Genomic DNA, 19,430 nt, shown 5'->3' with positions numbered 1-19,430 from the left:
ATTCATGTTCCTAACCTAGGAGGACTTGCTTACACGCGTTCTTTCCATGAAGTCGCTGTTGTTTGAAGAACTTTATTGAGTTCGTCAATGTTTTCAAATCCAGTTGTTCGAAGCCATTCGCGAGCTGCTGCTTCACCATCTTTGATATAAGCTTCAACTGATCCAGCCCATGTAGCACGGCCACAAAGAACTCCGTTAAAGTTTGCACCTGATTCATGAGCAAATACAAGAGTATCTTGGAAAAGTTTAGCTGATACACCAGCACTCAAGTAGATGTATGGCAAGTTAGTTGCTTCATCTTGAGCTTTGAAGAAGGCTGCTGCCTCTTCACGTGTATATACCACTTCACCTTCAGCGAAGCCTTCAACATATTTAATGTTAACAGGAACTTCTACTTTCAAGACATCAATGTTAAAGCGTGGGTCTGAGAAGACTTTCATAGCACCGATAACTTTGTGTGGTTTTACTTTAGCGTATTCTACAGAACCAGCATCAGCAATTTTTTCATCGTAAGCAAGGATTTCAAGGAAGAATGGGATATCTTCAGCCACACATTCAGAACCGATGCGTTCGATGTAAGCTTGTTTTTCTTGGTTGAGTTCGTCTGAGCTATCTACATCATAGTAAAGCAAGAATTTAACTGCATCTGCACCTTCTTCTTTAATACGTTTTGCAGACCAAACATCCAAGCAGTCTGGCAAGCGTTTTGTGCTTGTTGTGTCATAACCTGTTTTTTCATAAGCAAGGAGAAGACCAGCTTTTTCATCAAGAGCTTTAGTTGCTGGAAGTCCATACTCAGGATCAAGAAGCATAGATGAAGCGTATTTAGTCAATTCATCTGCTACCAAAACTTTCAGTTCTTCCATTTGAGCTACAGTTGGTTCTTCTGTTTGGTGTTGAGCCATGAGGCGTTTCAAAGCACCACGTTGGTCAAATGCAAGAGCTGAGATGATACCATTTTCATCAGAAAGTTTTTCTAAGCGTGCACGTTTTTGTTCTGTTAAAGCCATTTTATACCTCTTTTACTATTAATTGATCATATAGAGCTTGATAGTTGGCCATGTTGACATGACCAGTCATTTTTTCTTGAGCATTGAGCATACCAAGGACATTTGCCTTGATGAGTAATTCTGCATCCGATTCTTTGTGAAGAAGTCCTGAAGAAATTCCTGCCACAGTAGAGTCTCCAGATCCAACAGGATTTACCACCTGAATTCTAGGAATATCTACCTTGTAGAAAATATCACCATGTTTGGCAAAGGCACCGTTAGCACCAAGTGAAACGATAATCCATTCAATACCTGCAAACAAAGGTTCTTGAAGGACTTCTTTTAATTCATCCAAATCCTCAGAAACTTCTCTTCCAAGAAGCTGAGACAATTCCTCATTATTTGGTTTGATGACTGTTGGTTTATGTGGTGATTCAAGAACCGCCTGAAGTGCTGCACCAGAGCAGTCCAAGACAACAGGCTTGCCAGCTTGATTAGCAAGTTCTACCAAGCTTGCATAGTAATCAACTGGAAGACCAGCTGGCAGACTACCCGAGATGGCTACTACTTCAACTGACTCCAAGAGTTTTTTGAAATGTTCCAAAAAGTCTTGACCTTCTTGTTCAAGAACTTCAGGTCCTTTTTCAAGAACTTCTGTTTGGTTGTCACCGTGGAGAATAGCAATACAGTTACGAGTTTCTCCCTGAATTGAGAAGAAATCTTTCTTTACTTGATTATCGATATTTTCAACCAAAAACTCACCAAGTTTGCCACCCACTAAACCAGTAGCAAGAACAGAATCCCCAAATTCTGAAAGTACTCGAGTAACATTGAGCCCCTTACCACCAGCCGTTTTGGTTACATCCACCACACGATTGACAGTATCAATCTTTAACTCATCCAAGGGATAGGAAATATCAATGGATGGGTTCATTGTGACTGTTAAAATCATAGGTCACCTCTTAGTCGTGGTATTCTCCGCGATCCCATTTTTCAAGGAATTCAGTGAAGAAGTTTGCGTCTGTTTGTTGAGCATTGTGACTTTCAAGGTGTTCAATTTTCGCAATCAATTTTTTGTTTTCTTCAGATGGTTTGTATTCAGCATGGATGAAAGCTTCGATGATATCACACATAAGCAATTCACCAGTAATCTTACCACCAAATCCGATAACGTTAGCGTTCAATTGTTCTTTAGCATAAAGCGCTGTTGTCATATCACGAACCAAGGCAGAACGAACACCTGGAACTTTATTTACAGCGTTGTTGATACCTACACCAGTACCACAGATACATACCCCAAGATCAGCTTGACCACTAGTTACAGCTTCCCCTACTTTTTTACCAAAGATTGGGTAGTGAGTACGTGTATGGTCATATGTACCAAAGTCAATGACTTCATATCCTTTTGATTTTAAAAATTCTGAAACCGCCATTTTTTCATCTGTTACGATGTGGTCACATCCAATTGCAATTCTCATTAGTTATTCCCTCCGATTAATTATATAAATCTAATATCATTTATCCTTACTCAAGAAAAATCAAGATTAGCTTAGGAAGCGAGCTGCGAGCATAACTGAGGTTAGCTAAAGTGAGCTGACGACAGATTATCTTGATTTTTGAAGAGTATTAGCACATTTTGTTCAACATATCGACCCGAATTTGGTGACGGCCACCATCGTATTTACCGTTAACAAATCCTTTAGCGATGTTTTTAGCCAATTCATCACCAACAAGTTGTGCACCCATAGTGATCATACGTGAGTTGTTGTGACCACGAGTCATATAAGCTGAACGTTCGTCAGATACTTCTGCAGCAACCATTCCTTTGATCTTAGTTGCGACCATAAATGGACCAGCTCCATAAGCATCAATCACAATACCAAGGTTTTGTTCTTCTTTGTTTACTTCTGCAGCAACAGCAAGAGTCACATCAACAAAGTCTTGACCTTCAGCTGTAACATCCACAACGTGGAAGTTTTCTTTTTCCAAGAAGTCTTTCACAACTTCTTTCAATCTCAAACCTGCAGCATCTGCACCGATAACAATAGACATATCGTATACTCCTTTTATTTTTCTAGGCTAGTAAAGACTTTTATAGTTAGCAGTTTACCTACAAAAAGCTTTCTAGCAGTTTATTGACAAATTGGATTGAATGAGATGAATGTCACCTTATTCAAGTTTAGGAAACCATTTCCCTAGAAATAATCCTTCTCTGCGAAAGAAAATATAACAAGTGATTATTTGTTTGTTGCAAACATCATTTGTTGCTTACAAACATAATATACTCCTATTCCCTGAAAAAGTCAACAGTTAATGTTTGTTTTTGTGTTTTATTTTTCAATCTAAAAAATTTCGATATCAAAACCAATTTGATCCACTTGACCAGGTTCTAGGAGACGAACATTCTTCTTATCTTCTAGACGATCTCCTTCTTCAAGAGATGTTGACAAGCCAGACCATGGCTCAAAGGCAATGAAAGGGCTCTTATTCAAAGTTGACCAGATAATGAGGTTTGGAAACTCTGCGAAGTGCACTTGCAATCCCTTATCATGTTTACGAGAACGAAGGGCAATTGTTCTAGATTGCAATTCATCTAAGGTGACTGCATCTGTACTGAAAAGATCATAGCTGAGGTCTAATTCTTTTTGACCTTCTAGCCATGGACTTTTATCTTGGAAATCAAGCATCCCCGTTTCTGGAAAAGGACGTGGAACAGAGCAAGTCTCTTCTTTCTCAAACTCTATATAGTAATCTTCATAGACCTCATCATCCAGTAGAGGACAATTAAATCCTGGATGTCCACCAATAAAGTAAGGCATGACCTTGCTAGTTTCTTTATTAAAAATCTTGTATTGAGTCCGTACTGTCTTTCCAGTAAGGAAATAAGTAATCTCTAGGCGGAAATGATAAGGATAGTTTTGATAGCTATTCTCATCGTCTTCAATTGCAAAAGTTACACTCTTTTCTGTCTGTTCAACTAATTCAAATTCTTTCTTACGAACCAAACCATGACGAGGAATGTTTCCTTTGCTTTTCTGCCCATTCTCATCTATATAGACGGCTGTATCCTCTCTTAATGAACCACAAATGGGGAAAAGAACAGGAGCTTGTCCACTCCAATAAGTGGCATCCCCTTGCCACAAATACTCAAGTCCCTCAGCATCTTTTATAGAAGAAAGAGCTCCACCAAAACTGTTAAATTGAACTCTTAATTGTTCTGATTTTAATTCAATTACCATTATTTTCTCCGATTTCTTGATAGTTTATAAAAAACTAGGCTGTCACTCCTAATGGTATGACAACCTAGTTTCAACAATTTACATTTTATAGGAGCGCATTATTTTGCTTTCGCTGCGTACTCTTCGTTACGTTTGATCATTTGTTTTCTATACCATGCAAAGATACCGATGTAGAATACAAGGAAGACTACAGCACCAAGGATTGCTTTGATATCACCAGTTGTAGTGTTACCAATTGTCCAACCAAGAAGTTTTTCGATTGGTCCTTCAAGAGTTGAGTGAGTGATCAATTGAGTTTGGCTCACACCTGCTGGGAAGGCACCTACACCTTTAGCAAGTTCTGTTGCAAATGGTGCAATAAGTGTACCTGAAAGAAGGAAGAGTGGCAACAAGAGTGTTCCGAAGATGATCATACGGAGCAATTTACCACGAGTTACAACCAAGAGAGCTGGAGTAACACCCATAGCGATGATACCTGCAAGTGGCAAGATACCATTTCCGACTTTTGAAAGAAGTACAGCTTCAATCAACATAATTGGTGCAAGTACGTTAGCACAAGCCCAGATTTCAGCACGACCAGCGATGAATGGCCAGTCAAGACCGATGTTGAATTTCCGTCCTTGAAGACGTTTAGTAGCAACGTTTGTAATACCTTGTGACAGAGGTTCCACAGCGGCGATAAACCATGAACCGATAAGTGAGAATAGTTCCAAAGATACACCGGCAGTCAAACCAAGAGACAACCATCCTTTGATAACAAGACGCCATTTATCTGCATCTACAACCCCTTCAATTGGATGTGGAGTTCCCATAATACCGATAACAATACCAAGAATGAAACCGATAAAGAATTTAGAACCCCAGAAACCGATTTTCTTGTTCAATTTAGCAGCATCAAAGTCATATTTATCAAGACCTGGGAAGAATTTTTCAAAAATCTTATCCAAAACCATGATAACTGGGTTCATCATGTAATTCATGTGAGTTGATGTCATTGGTGATGAACTTGGTGCGTTAAGAAGGTCATCAAATGTAGGTTTCATCAAGTCAGAGTTGATAATTTTCAACACACCAACAAGTACGATAGCTGCTGTAGCAATCAAGAGTGAAACCCCTTGGCTCACACCATTGTTGTCAGCATACCATTTAATCAAAAGACCTGTGATAGACAAGTGCCAGATATCGAAGATATCGACATCAAGTGTATCAGTTTTCTTCATAGCAAGCATTACTACGTTGACAATCAACATGATAAGCAAGAAGTAAAGTGTCCAAGCAGATCCCCAAGTGATTGTTGCAAGTGGTGCCCAACCAACGTCAGTGATACTCAATTGGATACCAGTATTTTCAACGAATTTTGCAAGTGATGCTGAGAAAGCACCATTTAGCATACCGATGATAGCTCCGATACCTGTAAGAGCGATGGCAAGTTTGATACCACCTTCAAGCGCTTTGGAGAATTTCACTCCAAAAAGTAGAGCCAATATTGTCAAAATGATCAACATAATGACAGGACCACCCATATCTAAGATAGGTGTGAAAAATTCTTTGATTAGGCCAAAGATTGCATCCATAACAGTTCCTCCCTTTTTATGTTATATGAATGTTAACAAATTGATAATTAGCTTAATCCGTGTTCTTTGATAGCTGCTTCAATATTGTCAAATACTGGAGCACTCATTGCTGGGATACGGAATAAGATTGGTCCAGCTTCGATAACTGGAATACCTGGGTCAAAACCAAGGTCTGTAGCAGCAATTGGTGTGAAGATGTCATAACCTTTGATAAGGTCTTCGTTAACGTCTTTTACCATAACTGCATCACAGTGAACATCAAAACCGCGGTTTGAAAGTTCTTCTTCAAGAGCACTTTTAATTTGGTGGCTTGAGTTAACACCTGCACCGCAGGCAGCAAGAATTTTAATCATATGGATTTCCTCCAATTTAATATTTTTAATAGACAAGATTAAGCGATTGCTTCAGCAATATAAGCATAAAGGGCTTCTGGTTCAGAAATTTTTGATAAGTCTTCAAGATGACCATTTCCAGTAAAGAAGTCCATCAACTGAGCAAGAATGTTTGTTTGACTTGAACTTGAGTTATTAATGATAAAGAAGAGCAAGGATACTTCTACTTCCTTATCTGGTGCAATCATATTGTGGAAAGTCACTGGTTTTTCTAATCGAACCACCACAACTTTTTCAGCTAGATTATGAACAATATCAGTATGAGGAATAGCCACATTCGGCAAATCCTTACCTAAAAATTCCATATCTAAGCCAGTTGGAAATGACTTTTCACGAGTGATCAAGGCTTCACGATAGGTTGGAGTCACGATTTCTCGTTCTTCCAATAAAGTTGCAACCTGATCAAAGAGATGTTCTTGATTATCCGCTTCTAAGCAAAACACAAGGTTTTTGTCAAAGAAATGATCTAATCCCATAAGGTTTTCCCTTCTTTCCATTAACTTTATGCTATAAGTATAACACTATATGAAATCGTTGTCAATATTTTTCTGTTGTTTTTTGTCTCTTTTTTTATATTTTTGTTGTTTTTGTAGTTCGTTATATAAAAACAAACATACAAACAAACACTACAAACATTTTTTTCTGTTCTAGAAACTAAAAAAGCAGACCATTTAAGCCTGCTTTACTATTGATTCTTATATAAATTTCCTATGAAGAAGGAAATACAATTAAACAACTTATTCTTCATCCATACTCAAGACGCTGAGGAAGGCTTCTTGCGGAACTTCTACTGATCCGATAGCTTTCATGCGTTTCTTACCAGCTTTTTGTTTTTCAAGGAGTTTACGTTTACGAGAAACGTCACCACCGTAACACTTGGCAAGTACGTTCTTACGAAGGGCTTTGATATCAGTACGAGCCACAATCTTGTGTCCAATTGCTGCCTGGATTGGAACTTCAAATTGTTGGCGAGGGATGATTTTCTTGAGTTTATCAACGATGAGTTTCCCACGTTCATAGGCAAAGTCCTTGTGAACAATAAAGCTGAGGGCATCCACCTTATCTCCGTTGAGAAGAATATCCATTTTCACTAGCTTAGATGGGCGGTACTCTGACAATTCGTAGTCAAAACTTGCATAACCACGTGTCGAAGACTTAAGCTTATCAAAAAAGTCAAAGACGATTTCAGCAAGTGGAATTTGATAGATAACATTGACACGATTATCATCGATATAGTCCATAGTCACAAAGTCCCCACGCTTGCGCTGAGCCAATTCCATTACTGCCCCGACAAACTCCTGTGGTACCATGATTTGAGCTTTGACATAAGGTTCTTCAATGGTCGCAATCTTGGTTGGGTCTGGGAATTCAGACGGGTTTGACACATCCATAGACTCCCCATCGGTCAAGTTAACCTTGTAAATAACTGACGGAGCTGTCATAATGAGGTCAATATTGAACTCACGCTCCAAACGTTCTTGGATAACATCCATATGAAGAAGTCCAAGGAAACCACAACGGAAACCAAATCCAAGTGCCTGAGATGTTTCTGGTTCAAACTGAAGACTAGCATCATTCAGTTGCAATTTTTCAAGGGCTTCACGCAGGTCATTGTACTTGTTTGACTCGATAGGATATAGACCCGCAAAGACCATAGGATTCATCTGCTTGTAACCATGTAATGGCTCTGCAGCAGGATTGGTTGCCAAGGTAACGGTATCACCCACACGAGTGTCCTGAACTGTCTTGATAGATGCAGCGATATATCCAACGTCACCAGTCGCAAGGAAATCACGACCAACTGCTTTCGGAGTAAAAATACCAACTTCTGTCACATCGAAGGTCTTGCCATTGCTCATAAGCTGAATCTTATCGCCAGGTTTGACCACCCCATCCATGACACGCACTTGAAGAATAACCCCACGGTAAGCATCGTAAACAGAGTCAAAAATCAAGGCCTTAAGTGGCGCCGTCACATCACCTGTTGGCGCTGGCACTTTTTCTACGATTTGCTCAAGAATTTCTTCGATACCGATACCAGCTTTAGCTGATGCTAAGACTGCTTCGCTGGCATCTAGACCAATGATATCTTCAATCTCTGTACGCACGCGCTCTGGATCTGCAGCTGGTAGGTCAATTTTGTTAATGACTGGCATGATTTCCAAATCATTGTCCAAGGCTAGATAAACGTTGGCAAGGGTTTGGGCCTCAATCCCTTGGGCAGCATCGACCACCAAAATCGCTCCCTCACAGGCAGCTAGTGAACGTGAAACTTCATAGGTGAAGTCTACGTGCCCCGGCGTGTCAATCAAGTGAAAAATATAAGTTTCGCCATCTTTTGCAGTATAATTGAGCTCAATGGCATTCAACTTAATAGTAATCCCACGTTCTCGCTCTAAATCCATGCTATCCAAAAGCTGGGCCTGCATTTCACGACTGGAAACTGTCTCTGTCTTTTCCAAAATGCGGTCTGCTAGAGTCGACTTTCCGTGGTCAATATGGGCGATAATAGAGAAGTTACGAATCTTCTCCTGTCGTTTTTTCAATTCTTCTAAGTTCATGATTCTCTTCCTTTCAGGGTATCTATTTATTATAAATTGTTTTTGACATTTTGACAAGACCATACCCTGCTAGGAGTACTAATCTTCAGCGACAAAGCCGTCATTTTCGATAAAGTGATGTTCTGTCATTCCTTGGTCTGTAAAGACAATCCCGTGAAGGACACCACCATAGACAGCTCCTCCGTCCATCCCAATCTTGCCATCTTCTGTAGTCCAAAGCTCAGCTGTACCTCGATCTTGCTTTAACAAACCATAAACTGGTGTATGACCAAAGACAATGATTTTTCCAGTATGATTTTCGGCTTCGTGGAATGGTTTTCTAAGCCATACTTTCTTGTAATCTGTGGTTTCATGCCAGTCGTCTAAGGTCAAATCAATACCTGCGTGCACAAAGATATACTTGTCTGTCTCTACCACAAAAGGCATTTGACGAATAAATTCGACTAAGTCTGCCGCTTCAGTAGCAACACGCCTGGCATCCTCAACTCCATCAACTGGTGCATCCAAGGGACGACCTAGGATAGAGTTAATGGTTGTATCTCCACCATTGCGACGATAGTGGTCATAGCTTTCTTCTGGATTATCGATCCAAGTCAAAAACATATACTCGTGGTTTCCTGATAAACAGATAGCCCCTTGATTATCGACCAAGTCCTTAACCATCTCTAGGACACGGCGACTATCTTCACCACGGTCAATCAAGTCCCCTAAAAAGAGCAACTGGGTCTGACCATCCCATGTTTTGAGAAGGTCTTCCAGCATCCCAGCTTTTCCGTGAACATCTCCAATTACATAATAATCTGTCATCTTATTTCTCCCTGTTTCTCAACAATTCTCTGGCTTGCGTCAGGGCTGCTTCTGTCACGTCATCACCTGCCAACATCTTAGCAACTTCCTCCACTCGCTCTTCAACCGTCAAGAGACGAACAGTCGAAACTGTTGAATGGTCATTGCTAATCTTCTCAATAAAGAATTGATAATCCGCAATCGCGATCACTTGTGGTAAATGGGAAATAGCTAGAACCTGCCCATGCTGACCAATTTTATGAATCTTCTGTGCAATAGCTTGGGCTACACGACCTGAAACTCCCGTATCCACCTCATCAAAGACAATACTTGTCTTGCCTTCTTTACGTGAAAAGGCAGACTTAATGGCTAGCATGAGGCGAGACAATTCTCCGCCAGATGCAACCTTAACCAAGGGTTTAAAATCTTCGCCAGGGTTGGTTGAAATATAAAACTCAACCATTTCATTTCCCTCACGACTGAATTTGCCCTTGCTAAAACGAACCTGAAACTGGGCTTTTTCCATATAAAGATCTTGCAGTTCTTGCTTAATCTCTGCTTCTAGCTGCTGGGCCAAATCATGACGAGCAGAGGCAAGTTGACCTGCCAAATCGACAAGATTGACTTCCAACTTCTTAAGCTCTGCTTCCATGTCCTCAGACGAAAGGTTATTACCTGTCAAGAGATTGTATTCTTCCGTAATCTTGGCAAAATAAAGCAAGACATCGTCTACAGTCCCACCATACTTACGGGTAATAGTATGAAGGAGATCCAAACGATTCTCAACCTGCATGAGGCGATTGCCATCAAAATCAAGGTCCTCAATAATAGCTTCCAGACGCTTGCTAATATCTTCTAAGACATAGTAGGTTTCAGACAGAGAGCTTGAAATTTCACGGTATTCAGGATCGTACTCTTCAACACTTTCCATGTCATTCATGGCCGAACGAACATTAGCCAGACTTGAAAAATCTTCATTGTCCAACATGCTGTAGGCATTGGTCAGTGTATCCGCAATATTTTTATGGTTGAGCAGCTTACCACGCTCTTGATTAAGAGCCAGATCTTCTCCAGCCTGCAAGTTTGCTGCCTCTATCTCTGCCATTTGAAATTCCAACATTTCAATACGTGCCTTGTGTTCCTGTTGGTTTTTCTTAACTTCCAGAACCTGCTTACGCATTTTTCGATAAGCATCAAAACTCGTTTGATAGGTTTCTTTCAAGTCCCAAAAGGCTGCATCGCCGAATTCATCCAACATTTGAATATGAAGTTGAGGACGCATTAACTCTTCTTGGTCATGCTGACCATGAATATCCACCAGATGTTGCCCAATAGCACGCAAAACAGACAGATTAACCATCTGGCCATTCACACGGCTGATACTACGACCATTTTGCAAGATTTCTCGACGGATGATAATCTCATCACTCAATTCCAAACCTTGCTCATTAAAAATTTCCTGCAAAAGGCGACTATTTTCAACGGAGAATAGCCCCTCAATCTCTGCCTTTGGCGCACCATGACGAATAACATCTGTCGTCGCACGAGCTCCCAACATCATATTCATGGCATCAATGATAATCGACTTCCCTGCACCCGTTTCACCAGTCAGGACAGTCATTCCCTTTTCAAAATTGAGGGAAATAGCCTCAATAATGGCAAAGTTTTTTATCGAAATTTCAAGTAACATATAGACCTACCAATTTTTTACTTGTTCAAAGATTTCCTTAGCTAGACTTTCACTTCTGGCAATGACTAAAATCGAGCTATCATCAGCCAAACAGCTAAAAATCTTGTCAGCAAAAGTCTCAATTAACTGAGCTTTTACAAAAGCTGTATTTCCTGGGATAACTTGGAGATTAATCATCTTGTCCATCAATTGAGCCGATTCGATATTGTCTTCAGCCAGTTGCAAACTTTTCACGATTGATTTTGGCAATTCATAGACATAGGTGTTGTCTCTCAAAGGAATTTTGACAACACCTAATTCTTTGATATCTCGGGATACCGTTGCCTGAGTGGCACTGATGCCAGCCTCTTTCAAATGTTGTACAATTTCTTCTTGCGTACCGATTTGATAATCTGTCACAAATCGTCTAATTTTTTCAAGTCTCTCTTTTTTATTCATTTTTAAATTGACTATGCGCCCTCTCTACTACTTCTTCAATCTCAGCAAGAACCTGATTGCCTGCTGACTCTTCTTTTTTCAAATACGCTAAAAATTCAATATTTCCATGCCCACCTTGGATGGGAGAAAAGTCCAATCCAAGGACTGAAAATCCTTCCTCTACTGCCATGGTTGTGACAGATTCAAGGACATGTTGATGAACCTTGGTATCGCGAATAATTCCATTTTTCCCAATCTGCTCACGTCCTGCCTCAAACTGAGGCTTAACCAGAGCCACAACCTGACCTTGATCTGCCAAGACACGGTGCAAGGCTGGAAGGATCAGACTGAGGGAAATGAAACTCACATCAATACTGGCAAAGCTCGGTTCCTTTTCAAAATCAGTCTTCTCTGCATAGCGGAAATTGAATTGCTCCATGCTGACAACCCGTGGGTCTTGGCGTAATTTCCAAGCCAATTGATTGGTACCAACATCGACTGCATAAACTAACTCAGCACCATTTTGCAACATGACATCGGTAAAACCTCCAGTAGAAGCACCGATATCAATCGTTGTAGCTCCTTCCACTGACAACTCAAAGACCTGCAAGGCCTTTTCTAATTTCAAGCCACCACGGCTGACATACTTGAGTTTTTCCCCCTTGAGTTTTAGCTCGGTGTCGTCTGGGATTTTCTCTCCTGGCTTGTCAAACCGTTCTCCATTAAGGACTGCTACGACTAGGCCAGCCATCACACCTCGCTTGGCCTGTTCTCTTGTTTCAAACAAGCCCTGTTTATAAGCTAGTACATCCACTCTTTCCTTAGCCATTGATTCTCAAACTTTCTACTACTTCTACAATCGATTCTATCTCAAAGAGAACCTGCTGGGCAATTTCTTCTAATTTTGCATTAGCTTGATCCAAAGTCTGGTTACAAAAGGCAATTGCCTCTTCCAAGCCCAACAAGGCTGGATAGGTTGATTTTTCTGCCTGTAGGTCCTTTTGAGGTGTCTTGCCGATTTCCTCAAAACTAGCGGTCACATCTAACACATCATCTCTGACTTGAAAAGCAAGCCCAATCAATTCACCTACAGTTTTCAGTTTTGCCTGCATCTCAGGTGCCAATTCGGCTATAATAGCAGCTGCTTGGAAGGGATAAGCTAGTAGTTTTCCAGTCTTATTAGCATGAATGGTCTGAAGTTCTTCCAAAGACAAATGCTGGTGTTCACCCTCCATGTCCAAAACCTGGCCTGCTACCATGCCCAGACTTCCTGACGCAAGCGATAAGTTAGCAATCAAGTCCACCTTGATCTGACTTGGCAAATCTGCCTGCGCTATCAAGGCGTAAGGATCTAGGAATAAAGCATCTCCAGCCAAAATCGCCATAGCTTCACCAAATTTCTTGTGATTGGTCAATCGTCCCCGACGGTAATCATCATCATCCATAGCTGGAAGATCATCGTGAATCAAGCTCCCTGTATGAATCATTTCCAAGGCCGCAGCCACCTGCGCATGTGCTGGTTTAATAGCGACCTGCAAGGCTTCCAGAACTTCTAACAAGAGAAAAGGTCGAATACGCTTGCCACCAGCATGAATGGAATAGAGAACAGACTCTCGCAAACTAGAGGCAAACTGCTGGTCTCCATAAAAGTCTTCCAAAGCTGACTCGACAAGAGCTAATTTTTCTTGCTTCTTCATTCAAAATCACTTTCTGTTCCGTCTTCTTGCATGACCTTGACCAGGGTCTTTTCAGCCTTGTCCAGCGTCGCTTGGAGCTCTTTTGACAGGATCATGCCCTTTTGAAAGGCAGCAATCGCATCTTCCAGAGCAATTTCACCATTTTCCAAACTTTGGACAATGCTTTCCAGTTCTGCTAGATTTTCCTCAAAATTCTTTTGTTTTGACATCTTTAACCTCTAATTCTACTCGACCATCCCGCATCAAAAGCGTCACTTGGTCTTTTTTCTTCAAACTCTCAACCGAATCTACAACGGACTCTTCTTTTTTGACAATAGCATAACCTCGCGCCACAATTCGACTGGTATCCAACATGAGCAAAGCTTCTGAAAGACGCTTCACTTCAGCAACCTTGGCATCATAAACCAGCGCCATTTGGCTACGGAGGAGCTTATCCAACTGGCCTAGACGGTCTTGATAACGTTGGATTTTGGTAACAGGTGATAATTGCACCAGTTGATGCGTCCTTGCTTGCACTAATTGGTTGCTATCAGAAATCCTTGTTCGCAAACTTTGTTTTAAGCGCAATTGTAATTGGTCTAGCCGTTGCAAATAGCCATCATACAAGCGCTCTGGCTGTCTAAAGATAACAGACTGACTGCATTTTTTCAAAGCTTCTTGTTTCTTAGATAGGACATTTCGGACTGCTGTTGCCATCCGTTTTTCCTGATTTTGCAAATAAGCTAATAAATCCAACTTGGTCACAGGCGTTGCTAGTTCAGCTGCAGCTGTTGGCGTCGCAGCGCGGCGATCTGCCACAAAATCTGCTAAAGTCACATCTGTCTCATGCCCCACACTAGAGATAACTGGCAAACGAGACTCAAAAATAGCTCGTACCACAATTTCTTCGTTAAATGCCCAGAGATCCTCAATGGAACCTCCTCCACGACCAATAATCAGCAAATCCAAATCGTCCCGTTGATTAGCACGCGCAATATTTCGAGCTATTTCCTCTGCTGCTCCATCTCCTTGAACCTTGGTCGGATAGAGGAGAATGTCGACACCTGAAAATCGCCTGCTGACAGTCGTGATAATATCTCGAATCACGGCTCCACTGCGACTGGTTACTACACCAATTTTCTTAGAAAATTGGGGCAGAGGTTGCTTGAAGCGTTCTTGAAACAGGCCTTCTTCTGTCAATTTTTTCTTGAGTTGTTCAAACTGAATCGCAAGCGCACCAACCCCATCGGGCTCTGCCTTTTCAATGATGATGGAGTAGCTACCACTTGGTTCATAGACCTGCACACGCCCAATCACATTGATTTTCATTCCTTCTTCTAGGTCAAAACCTAATTTCTGATAAATCCCAGACCAAATAGTCGCTTGAATGACTGCATGGTCGTCTTTTAGGGAGAAATATTGGTGAGTAGGTCGTTTACGAAAGTTGGAAACTTGACCAGTTAAATAGACCCGTTCCAAGTAAGGGTCTTTATCGAATTTCATTTTCAGATACTTGGTCAAAGTTGTTACCGATAAATACTTTTCCATCTCCACCTACTATTCATTTTCTTGCTCGTTCATGAGTATTATTATACCAAAAATATGCCTAAAAATCTCCATTTATGTACCATTATGAGAGAAAAATAGAAAAAGGAGGCAAGGCCTCCACATCTGATTATTTGCTGTTTCGAGCTTCTTCCAAAATCTTTGCAATCTTGGTTGTCAACAGGTCGATAGCCACTGTATTGCTAACCCCTTCAGGAATGACGATATCCGCATAACGCTTAGTTGGCTCGATAAACTGATGATACATAGGTTTAACCACGCCTAAGTACTGGTCAATAACGCTATCAAGACTACGGCCACGTTCTTCCATATCGCGCTTGATACGACGAATAATGCGCACATCGTCATCCGTATCCACAAAAATCTTGATATCCATCAAATCGCGCAGGCGCTTGTCCTCCAAGACCAAAATCCCCTCAACGATAAAGACATCTTGAGGCTCCTGACGATAAGTCTTGCTACTCCGTGTATGCTCTGTATAGTCATAAGTCGGGATGTCCACCGGACGCCCTGCCAACAATTCCTTAATCTGCTCAATCATCAAGTCTGTATCAAAGGCAAAAGGATGGTCATAGTTGGTTTTGACACGCTCTTCAAAGGTCAAATGAGACTGATCCTTGTAGTATGAATCATGCTCAATCATGGAAATCTTTTCATCTGGAAAATGCGATAAAATGGCTCTTGAAACACTGGTCTTACCACCACCAGAACCACCTGTCACTCCGATAATGATTGGTCTATTTTGCATGCTATCCTCCGTTTTTTTATCCGTCGTCTATTCTATCACATTTTTTGCAAAATTTATAGTCTGATTTGGATGGTCTAGTGGAAACAACACTCCCTCCCCCCCAGTTAGATTAGCTAAAAACCTTCTTTGGCTTGTAGAGATTGCCTCGTTTTTCTAGAATAGCTAGCAATTTATCATCTTCAAAGGCAGCTAATTCTTGTTCTGTTTGTTCGAGCTCGATAAAACGACCAAAGCGCACTTCTGTAGCCTCTTCTGGAGTTAGGAAAACTTTGACAAGGTCCCCTGTCCCAATCTCTAAAGGATGGAGAAAGTCCAGTTGACCAGCCTCTACTTTTTCAGCAATTTCTTCCAAGGTCAAAGCAGCATCTAACTGTAACCCTGCAGCACTAGTCCGTGTTAACTGAGACATATGAGCCGCATAACCCAGCTTCTCTCCCAAGTCAACCGATAAGGTACGGATGTATGTCCCTTTACTGCATTTCACACGGAAAGTAAAACGTGCTAGATTCCCCTCATAAGAAATCGGACTTGTCCGATCAAATTGGTAAATGGTTACTTGACGTTCTGGTCGCTCTACTTCCTGACCTGCACGTGCATACTCATAGAGCTTACGACCATTGACCTTGACAGCCGAATACATAGGCGGAATCTGGGTAATAGACCCAGTCAGACTGACTATCACTTCATCAATAAGTTTTTCATCCAAGGGCGACAAAACAGGCATCTCTGCGACCACTTCCCCACTGGCATCCTCAGTCGTCGTGGAATAGCCTAAAGTGATTTCCCCTTCATAGACCTTGCCCTCGTCCTGCATAAACTCGACCATGCGTGTCGCCTTGCCAACCGCAATCGGTAAAACACCAACTACATCCGGATCCAAGGTTCCACCATGACCAATCTTCTTAGTTCCCAAAATCTTACGCAGTTTAAAAACCGCATCATGCGAGGTCATCCCCGCTTCTTTTTTTAAGTTGATAATACCGTTCATATCTTGTTTCCTCACTCCCCCTTCAGTGCTTCAAATTTCGCTTTCATGGTTGGATTTTTCCGGGTCAATTTTTTAACAGAAACATCTTCCAATTTATTGTTCGCTAGACGGAGTTGGTTTTCGGATGTGGTTAGGAATTTCTTGACCTCTTCCATGCGTTTGATGGCCTTGTCAATTTCATCGATAGCTTTACCAAAGTTGGTCGAAGCTGAATTATAGTTCTTAGCAAAGGCCTGTTTAAAGGCATCCAAGTCTTCTTCAAAATGCGTAATGTCAATATTTTGCTCGCGAACCAAGGCCAACTCCTGCTTGTATTTTAGGGAATTAAGCGCCGCATTTCGCAAAAGCCCAATCAACTGAATAAAGAATTGAGGACGAACCACATACATCTTTTCATACTCATGGCTAACGTCAACAATCCCTGTGTTAAAGTAGTCATTATCGGCCTCAAGCATAGTCACCAAAACCGCATATTCACAGTTCTTCTCCCGACGGTCCTTGTCTAATTCCTTGTAGAAATCCGCGTTCTTGTGCTTCTTCTCTGTTCCGTCAGCTTCATTCTTCATCTCAAACATGATGGAAATGATTTCAACCCCATTTTCGTCACATTCACGGAAGATAAAGTCTCCCTTAGACCCACGCGCTGAAACCTTGTTATCCTTTTCAAAGTAAGCATTTGGAAAGGCAAAACTGCGGACCTTGTTAAACTCACTCTCTGCATAGTGTTCCAGACTTTCCCCGATAGCTTTTGTAGATTGTTGGGCTTTGAAATTCTTATAAAATTCGACTTGTTCACTAGCTGCCTTGAGTTGAGCTTCGTAGTTTTGCTTAACTGAAGCAAGAGAGAGTTCGTTTTCTTTTTCTTGCAAGAGAAGCTGATTTTTAACCTGGTCTCGTTCTTTTTCTAGGTCAGAGAGGGTCTTCTGTAGTTGATTTTCATGTTCCAAACACAAGGTGGCCAATTGGTTTTCCAAGGCCTGCACTTCCTTGTCCTTGGCCAAGAGAGCCTGATGGCTTGTTTGTTCAACTTCTTTCTTGGCCAATTCTTTTTCTGTATCAAAGTTTTGTATTTGACTCTGCAATTGAGCAATTTCTTGGTCTTTTTGAGCCAGTTTAGTCTGTTGTTCATTCATGGCCTTTTGCTCAACCAAAGCCAGTTCCTGCTTCATCCGATCGTGCAATTCCTTATCAAACTCTGCTGTTCTCACTTGAGACAAAAGTTCAGCATACTGGCTCTCATTTACTGTAAAGACTTCCCCACAATTAGGACATTTGATTTCGTTCATATCGTTCCTCTTTCTAGACTTCTTTATCCATTATATCATGCCTGAGAGAAAATCAAAAACAGTGAGTCAAAACCCACTGTTTATCTTCTTTTACTTTAAATTTTTTCCAAGGCCAAGCGCAAGTCTTCAATCAAATCCTCTACATTTTCAAGTCCGATAGACAAACGGATTTGGTTTGGTGTGACACCTGCTGCTTCTAGGTCTTTTTCTGACAATTGACCGTGAGTGGTTGTTGCTGGATGGACAACAAGCGATTTAGCATCTGCCACGTTTGCAAGATCAGAAAAGATCTCTAAATGATCAATTACCTTGCGTGCTTCTGCCTCCCCACCTTTGACATGAAATGTAAAGATTGAGCCCACACCTTTTGGTAAATATTTCTCAGCCAAAGCATGATAAGGACTATCTGCCAATTTTGGATAGTTAACTTTTTCTACCTTAGGATGCTTGACAAGGAAATCAACAATTTTCTCTGCATTTTGCACATGCCGTTCCACACGAAGTGAAAGGGTTTCAAGTCCTTGGAGTAACAAGAAGGCATTAAATGGCGACAAGGCTGCACCTGTATCACGAAGCAATTGAACACGGACAGCGATAATAAAGGCTGCTGTACCCACATCACGAGTATAGCTCAAATTGTGGTAGCTTGGGTCTTCTTCAACAAATTGAGGGAATTTCCCTGAAGCTGCCCAGTCAAAACGACCGCTATCGACAATCACTCCACCAATAGTCGTACCATGCCCACCGATAAACTTAGTCGCAGAGTGAATAGCAATATCTACACCGTGAGAGAAGACGTTAATCAAATATGGTGTGGCAAAAGTGTTGTCCGAAACGAGAGGAATCTGGTGTTTATGCGCAATCTCAGCCAATTTTTCCAAATCTGGAATGTTAATCAAAGGGTTACCCAAGGTTTCAATCAAGACAAGCTTGGTATTGTCATTGATAGCTGCTTCTACTTCATCCAAATTATCCATATCGACAAAGGTTGTTGTAATCCCATAACGAGGAAGGGTTTCTTTCAAGAGATTGAAAGTTCCACCGTAAATAGTCGAAGCAGCCACTACATGGTCACCAGCATGGGCAAGAGCCAAAATCGTATAAGTCACTGCTGCCATACCTGATGCGGTTGCAAGAGCTCCAACACCACCTTCAAGAGCAGCAATTCTTTCTTCAAAGGCAGCTGTTGTAGGGTTTGTGATACGAGTATAAATGTTCCCTGGTTTTCTCAAGGCAAAAAGATCTGCACCTTCCTGCGTGTCATCAAAAACGAAGGATGTTGTTTGATAAATAGGTACTGCACGAGATTTGGTCGCTGGATCAACTACTTGTCCAGCATGTAATTGTAGGGTTTCAAATTTAAAATCACGAGTCATAAGGCGACCTCCATATAGTTTGATTAAGGATATTGTAGCACCTTAAGGTATAGTTTACCAATATCAGTTTTCTATATTTTGATATAAGAAACGACTATTACTTCTTACAAAATCGAAAAAAGCACGACTCAATCGTGCTCAT

20 protein-coding genes are annotated in these 19,430 nt (G+C 41.2%); all 20 read right to left on the bottom strand.

Annotation, left to right across the window (positions count from 1 at the left end; translation table 11 throughout):
- Positions 1-29: 29 nt before the first annotated feature.
- Entirely contained in the window at positions 30-1,010 is a 981-nt protein-coding gene (gene lacD, locus ACWPV5_RS03630) for a tagatose-bisphosphate aldolase (RefSeq protein WP_001229114.1), read from the bottom strand.
- Between the two features lies 1 nt (position 1,011).
- Positions 1,012-1,941 (bottom strand): tagatose-6-phosphate kinase, encoded by a 930-nt coding sequence (locus ACWPV5_RS03625; RefSeq protein WP_454382354.1) that lies wholly within the window; start codon positions 1,939-1,941, stop codon positions 1,012-1,014.
- Between the two features lie 10 nt (positions 1,942-1,951).
- Positions 1,952-2,467: a galactose-6-phosphate isomerase subunit LacB gene (gene lacB / locus ACWPV5_RS03620; RefSeq protein WP_001216910.1), complete on the bottom strand. Its 516-nt coding sequence runs from the start codon at positions 2,465-2,467 to the stop codon at positions 1,952-1,954.
- Between the two features lie 148 nt (positions 2,468-2,615).
- Entirely contained in the window at positions 2,616-3,041 is a 426-nt protein-coding gene (lacA, locus tag ACWPV5_RS03615) for a galactose-6-phosphate isomerase subunit LacA (RefSeq protein WP_000029277.1), read from the bottom strand.
- Positions 3,042-3,331: 290 nt separating this feature from the next.
- Entirely contained in the window at positions 3,332-4,228 is an 897-nt protein-coding gene (locus tag ACWPV5_RS03610; protein ID WP_219966626.1) for an aldose 1-epimerase family protein, read from the bottom strand.
- Between the two features lie 98 nt (positions 4,229-4,326).
- Entirely contained in the window at positions 4,327-5,802 is a 1,476-nt protein-coding gene (locus ACWPV5_RS03605) for a PTS galactitol transporter subunit IIC (RefSeq protein ID WP_261070180.1), read from the bottom strand.
- Between the two features lie 47 nt (positions 5,803-5,849).
- Positions 5,850-6,155: a PTS sugar transporter subunit IIB gene (locus ACWPV5_RS03600; RefSeq protein ID WP_000590547.1), complete on the bottom strand. Its 306-nt coding sequence runs from the start codon at positions 6,153-6,155 to the stop codon at positions 5,850-5,852.
- 38 nt (positions 6,156-6,193) lie between these two features.
- Positions 6,194-6,670, bottom strand: a complete 477-nt coding sequence (locus ACWPV5_RS03595) for a PTS sugar transporter subunit IIA (protein WP_000521974.1) — start codon at positions 6,668-6,670, stop codon at positions 6,194-6,196.
- Positions 6,671-6,931: 261 nt separating this feature from the next.
- Positions 6,932-8,755 carry a translation elongation factor 4 gene (lepA, locus tag ACWPV5_RS03590; RefSeq protein WP_023942586.1) on the bottom strand — a complete coding sequence of 608 codons (1,824 nt, stop codon included), beginning with the start codon at positions 8,753-8,755 and terminating at the stop codon, positions 6,932-6,934.
- A 78-nt stretch (positions 8,756-8,833) separates the two neighbouring features.
- Complete coding sequence (locus tag ACWPV5_RS03585; RefSeq protein ID WP_023942588.1) at positions 8,834-9,562, bottom strand: metallophosphoesterase family protein; 729 nt, start codon at positions 9,560-9,562, stop codon at positions 8,834-8,836.
- 1 nt (position 9,563) lies between these two features.
- Positions 9,564-11,231 carry a DNA repair protein RecN gene (gene recN / locus ACWPV5_RS03580; RefSeq protein WP_261037590.1) on the bottom strand — a complete coding sequence of 556 codons (1,668 nt, stop codon included), beginning with the start codon at positions 11,229-11,231 and terminating at the stop codon, positions 9,564-9,566.
- Positions 11,232-11,237: 6 nt separating this feature from the next.
- The gene (locus ACWPV5_RS03575; protein ID WP_219966619.1) at positions 11,238-11,669 is read right to left on the bottom strand and encodes an arginine repressor; all 432 of its coding nucleotides are present in this window, start codon (positions 11,667-11,669) and stop codon (positions 11,238-11,240) included.
- Positions 11,662-12,477: a TlyA family RNA methyltransferase gene (locus tag ACWPV5_RS03570; RefSeq protein ID WP_219966618.1), complete on the bottom strand. Its 816-nt coding sequence runs from the start codon at positions 12,475-12,477 to the stop codon at positions 11,662-11,664. The genes ACWPV5_RS03575 and ACWPV5_RS03570 overlap by 8 nt, the downstream gene beginning before the upstream one ends.
- A complete protein-coding gene (locus ACWPV5_RS03565; protein WP_454382341.1) occupies positions 12,470-13,345 on the bottom strand; it encodes a polyprenyl synthetase family protein in 876 nt (291 codons plus the stop codon). Before ACWPV5_RS03565 ends, ACWPV5_RS03570 begins: the two co-directional genes overlap by 8 nt.
- Positions 13,342-13,554, bottom strand: a complete 213-nt coding sequence (locus ACWPV5_RS03560; RefSeq protein ID WP_454382339.1) for an exodeoxyribonuclease VII small subunit — start codon at positions 13,552-13,554, stop codon at positions 13,342-13,344. Before ACWPV5_RS03560 ends, ACWPV5_RS03565 begins: the two co-directional genes overlap by 4 nt.
- Entirely contained in the window at positions 13,532-14,872 is a 1,341-nt protein-coding gene (xseA, locus tag ACWPV5_RS03555; RefSeq protein WP_454382337.1) for an exodeoxyribonuclease VII large subunit, read from the bottom strand. Before xseA ends, ACWPV5_RS03560 begins: the two co-directional genes overlap by 23 nt.
- Positions 14,873-14,999: 127 nt before the next feature.
- Complete coding sequence (gene udk, locus ACWPV5_RS03550) at positions 15,000-15,638, bottom strand: uridine kinase (RefSeq protein WP_001181376.1); 639 nt, start codon at positions 15,636-15,638, stop codon at positions 15,000-15,002.
- A gap of 109 nt (positions 15,639-15,747) precedes the next feature.
- A complete protein-coding gene (gene truB, locus ACWPV5_RS03545) occupies positions 15,748-16,626 on the bottom strand; it encodes a tRNA pseudouridine(55) synthase TruB (RefSeq protein WP_454382335.1) in 879 nt (292 codons plus the stop codon).
- An 11-nt stretch (positions 16,627-16,637) separates the two neighbouring features.
- Positions 16,638-17,912, bottom strand: coding sequence for a DUF2130 domain-containing protein (locus ACWPV5_RS03540; RefSeq protein WP_454382333.1), 1,275 nt, complete (start codon positions 17,910-17,912; stop codon positions 16,638-16,640).
- 95 nt (positions 17,913-18,007) lie between these two features.
- Positions 18,008-19,288 (bottom strand): O-acetylhomoserine aminocarboxypropyltransferase/cysteine synthase family protein, encoded by a 1,281-nt coding sequence (locus ACWPV5_RS03535; RefSeq protein ID WP_454382331.1) that lies wholly within the window; start codon positions 19,286-19,288, stop codon positions 18,008-18,010.
- Between the last annotated feature and the right edge of the window lie 142 nt (positions 19,289-19,430).

Source organism: Streptococcus sp. Marseille-Q7156, assembly GCF_965119495.1.
This window is presented reverse-complemented; position numbering and strand designations above follow the sequence as displayed.

Coding starts and splice junctions, on each gene's coding strand:
- lacB (WP_001216910.1), bottom strand. CDS start 2,467: ATGAGAATTGCAATTGGATGTGACCACATCGTAACAGATGAAAAAATG.
- ACWPV5_RS03585 (WP_023942588.1), bottom strand. CDS start 9,562: ATGACAGATTATTATGTAATTGGAGATGTTCACGGAAAAGCTGGGATG.
- ACWPV5_RS03625 (WP_454382354.1), bottom strand. CDS start 1,941: ATGATTTTAACAGTCACAATGAACCCATCCATTGATATTTCCTATCCC.
- ACWPV5_RS03605 (WP_261070180.1), bottom strand. CDS start 5,802: ATGGATGCAATCTTTGGCCTAATCAAAGAATTTTTCACACCTATCTTA.
- ACWPV5_RS03535 (WP_454382331.1), bottom strand. CDS start 19,288: ATGACTCGTGATTTTAAATTTGAAACCCTACAATTACATGCTGGACAA.
- udk (WP_001181376.1), bottom strand. CDS start 15,638: ATGCAAAATAGACCAATCATTATCGGAGTGACAGGTGGTTCTGGTGGT.
- ACWPV5_RS03560 (WP_454382339.1), bottom strand. CDS start 13,554: ATGTCAAAACAAAAGAATTTTGAGGAAAATCTAGCAGAACTGGAAAGC.
- ACWPV5_RS03610 (WP_219966626.1), bottom strand. CDS start 4,228: ATGGTAATTGAATTAAAATCAGAACAATTAAGAGTTCAATTTAACAGT.
- recN (WP_261037590.1), bottom strand. CDS start 11,231: ATGTTACTTGAAATTTCGATAAAAAACTTTGCCATTATTGAGGCTATT.
- lacA (WP_000029277.1), bottom strand. CDS start 3,041: ATGTCTATTGTTATCGGTGCAGATGCTGCAGGTTTGAGATTGAAAGAA.
- lacD (WP_001229114.1), bottom strand. CDS start 1,010: ATGGCTTTAACAGAACAAAAACGTGCACGCTTAGAAAAACTTTCTGAT.
- ACWPV5_RS03565 (WP_454382341.1), bottom strand. CDS start 13,345: ATGAAGAAGCAAGAAAAATTAGCTCTTGTCGAGTCAGCTTTGGAAGAC.
- xseA (WP_454382337.1), bottom strand. CDS start 14,872: ATGGAAAAGTATTTATCGGTAACAACTTTGACCAAGTATCTGAAAATG.
- ACWPV5_RS03540 (WP_454382333.1), bottom strand. CDS start 17,912: ATGAACGAAATCAAATGTCCTAATTGTGGGGAAGTCTTTACAGTAAAT.
- truB (WP_454382335.1), bottom strand. CDS start 16,626: ATGAACGGTATTATCAACTTAAAAAAAGAAGCGGGGATGACCTCGCAT.
- ACWPV5_RS03570 (WP_219966618.1), bottom strand. CDS start 12,477: ATGGCTAAGGAAAGAGTGGATGTACTAGCTTATAAACAGGGCTTGTTT.
- ACWPV5_RS03595 (WP_000521974.1), bottom strand. CDS start 6,670: ATGGGATTAGATCATTTCTTTGACAAAAACCTTGTGTTTTGCTTAGAA.
- lepA (WP_023942586.1), bottom strand. CDS start 8,755: ATGAACTTAGAAGAATTGAAAAAACGACAGGAGAAGATTCGTAACTTC.
- ACWPV5_RS03575 (WP_219966619.1), bottom strand. CDS start 11,669: ATGAATAAAAAAGAGAGACTTGAAAAAATTAGACGATTTGTGACAGAT.
- ACWPV5_RS03600 (WP_000590547.1), bottom strand. CDS start 6,155: ATGATTAAAATTCTTGCTGCCTGCGGTGCAGGTGTTAACTCAAGCCAC.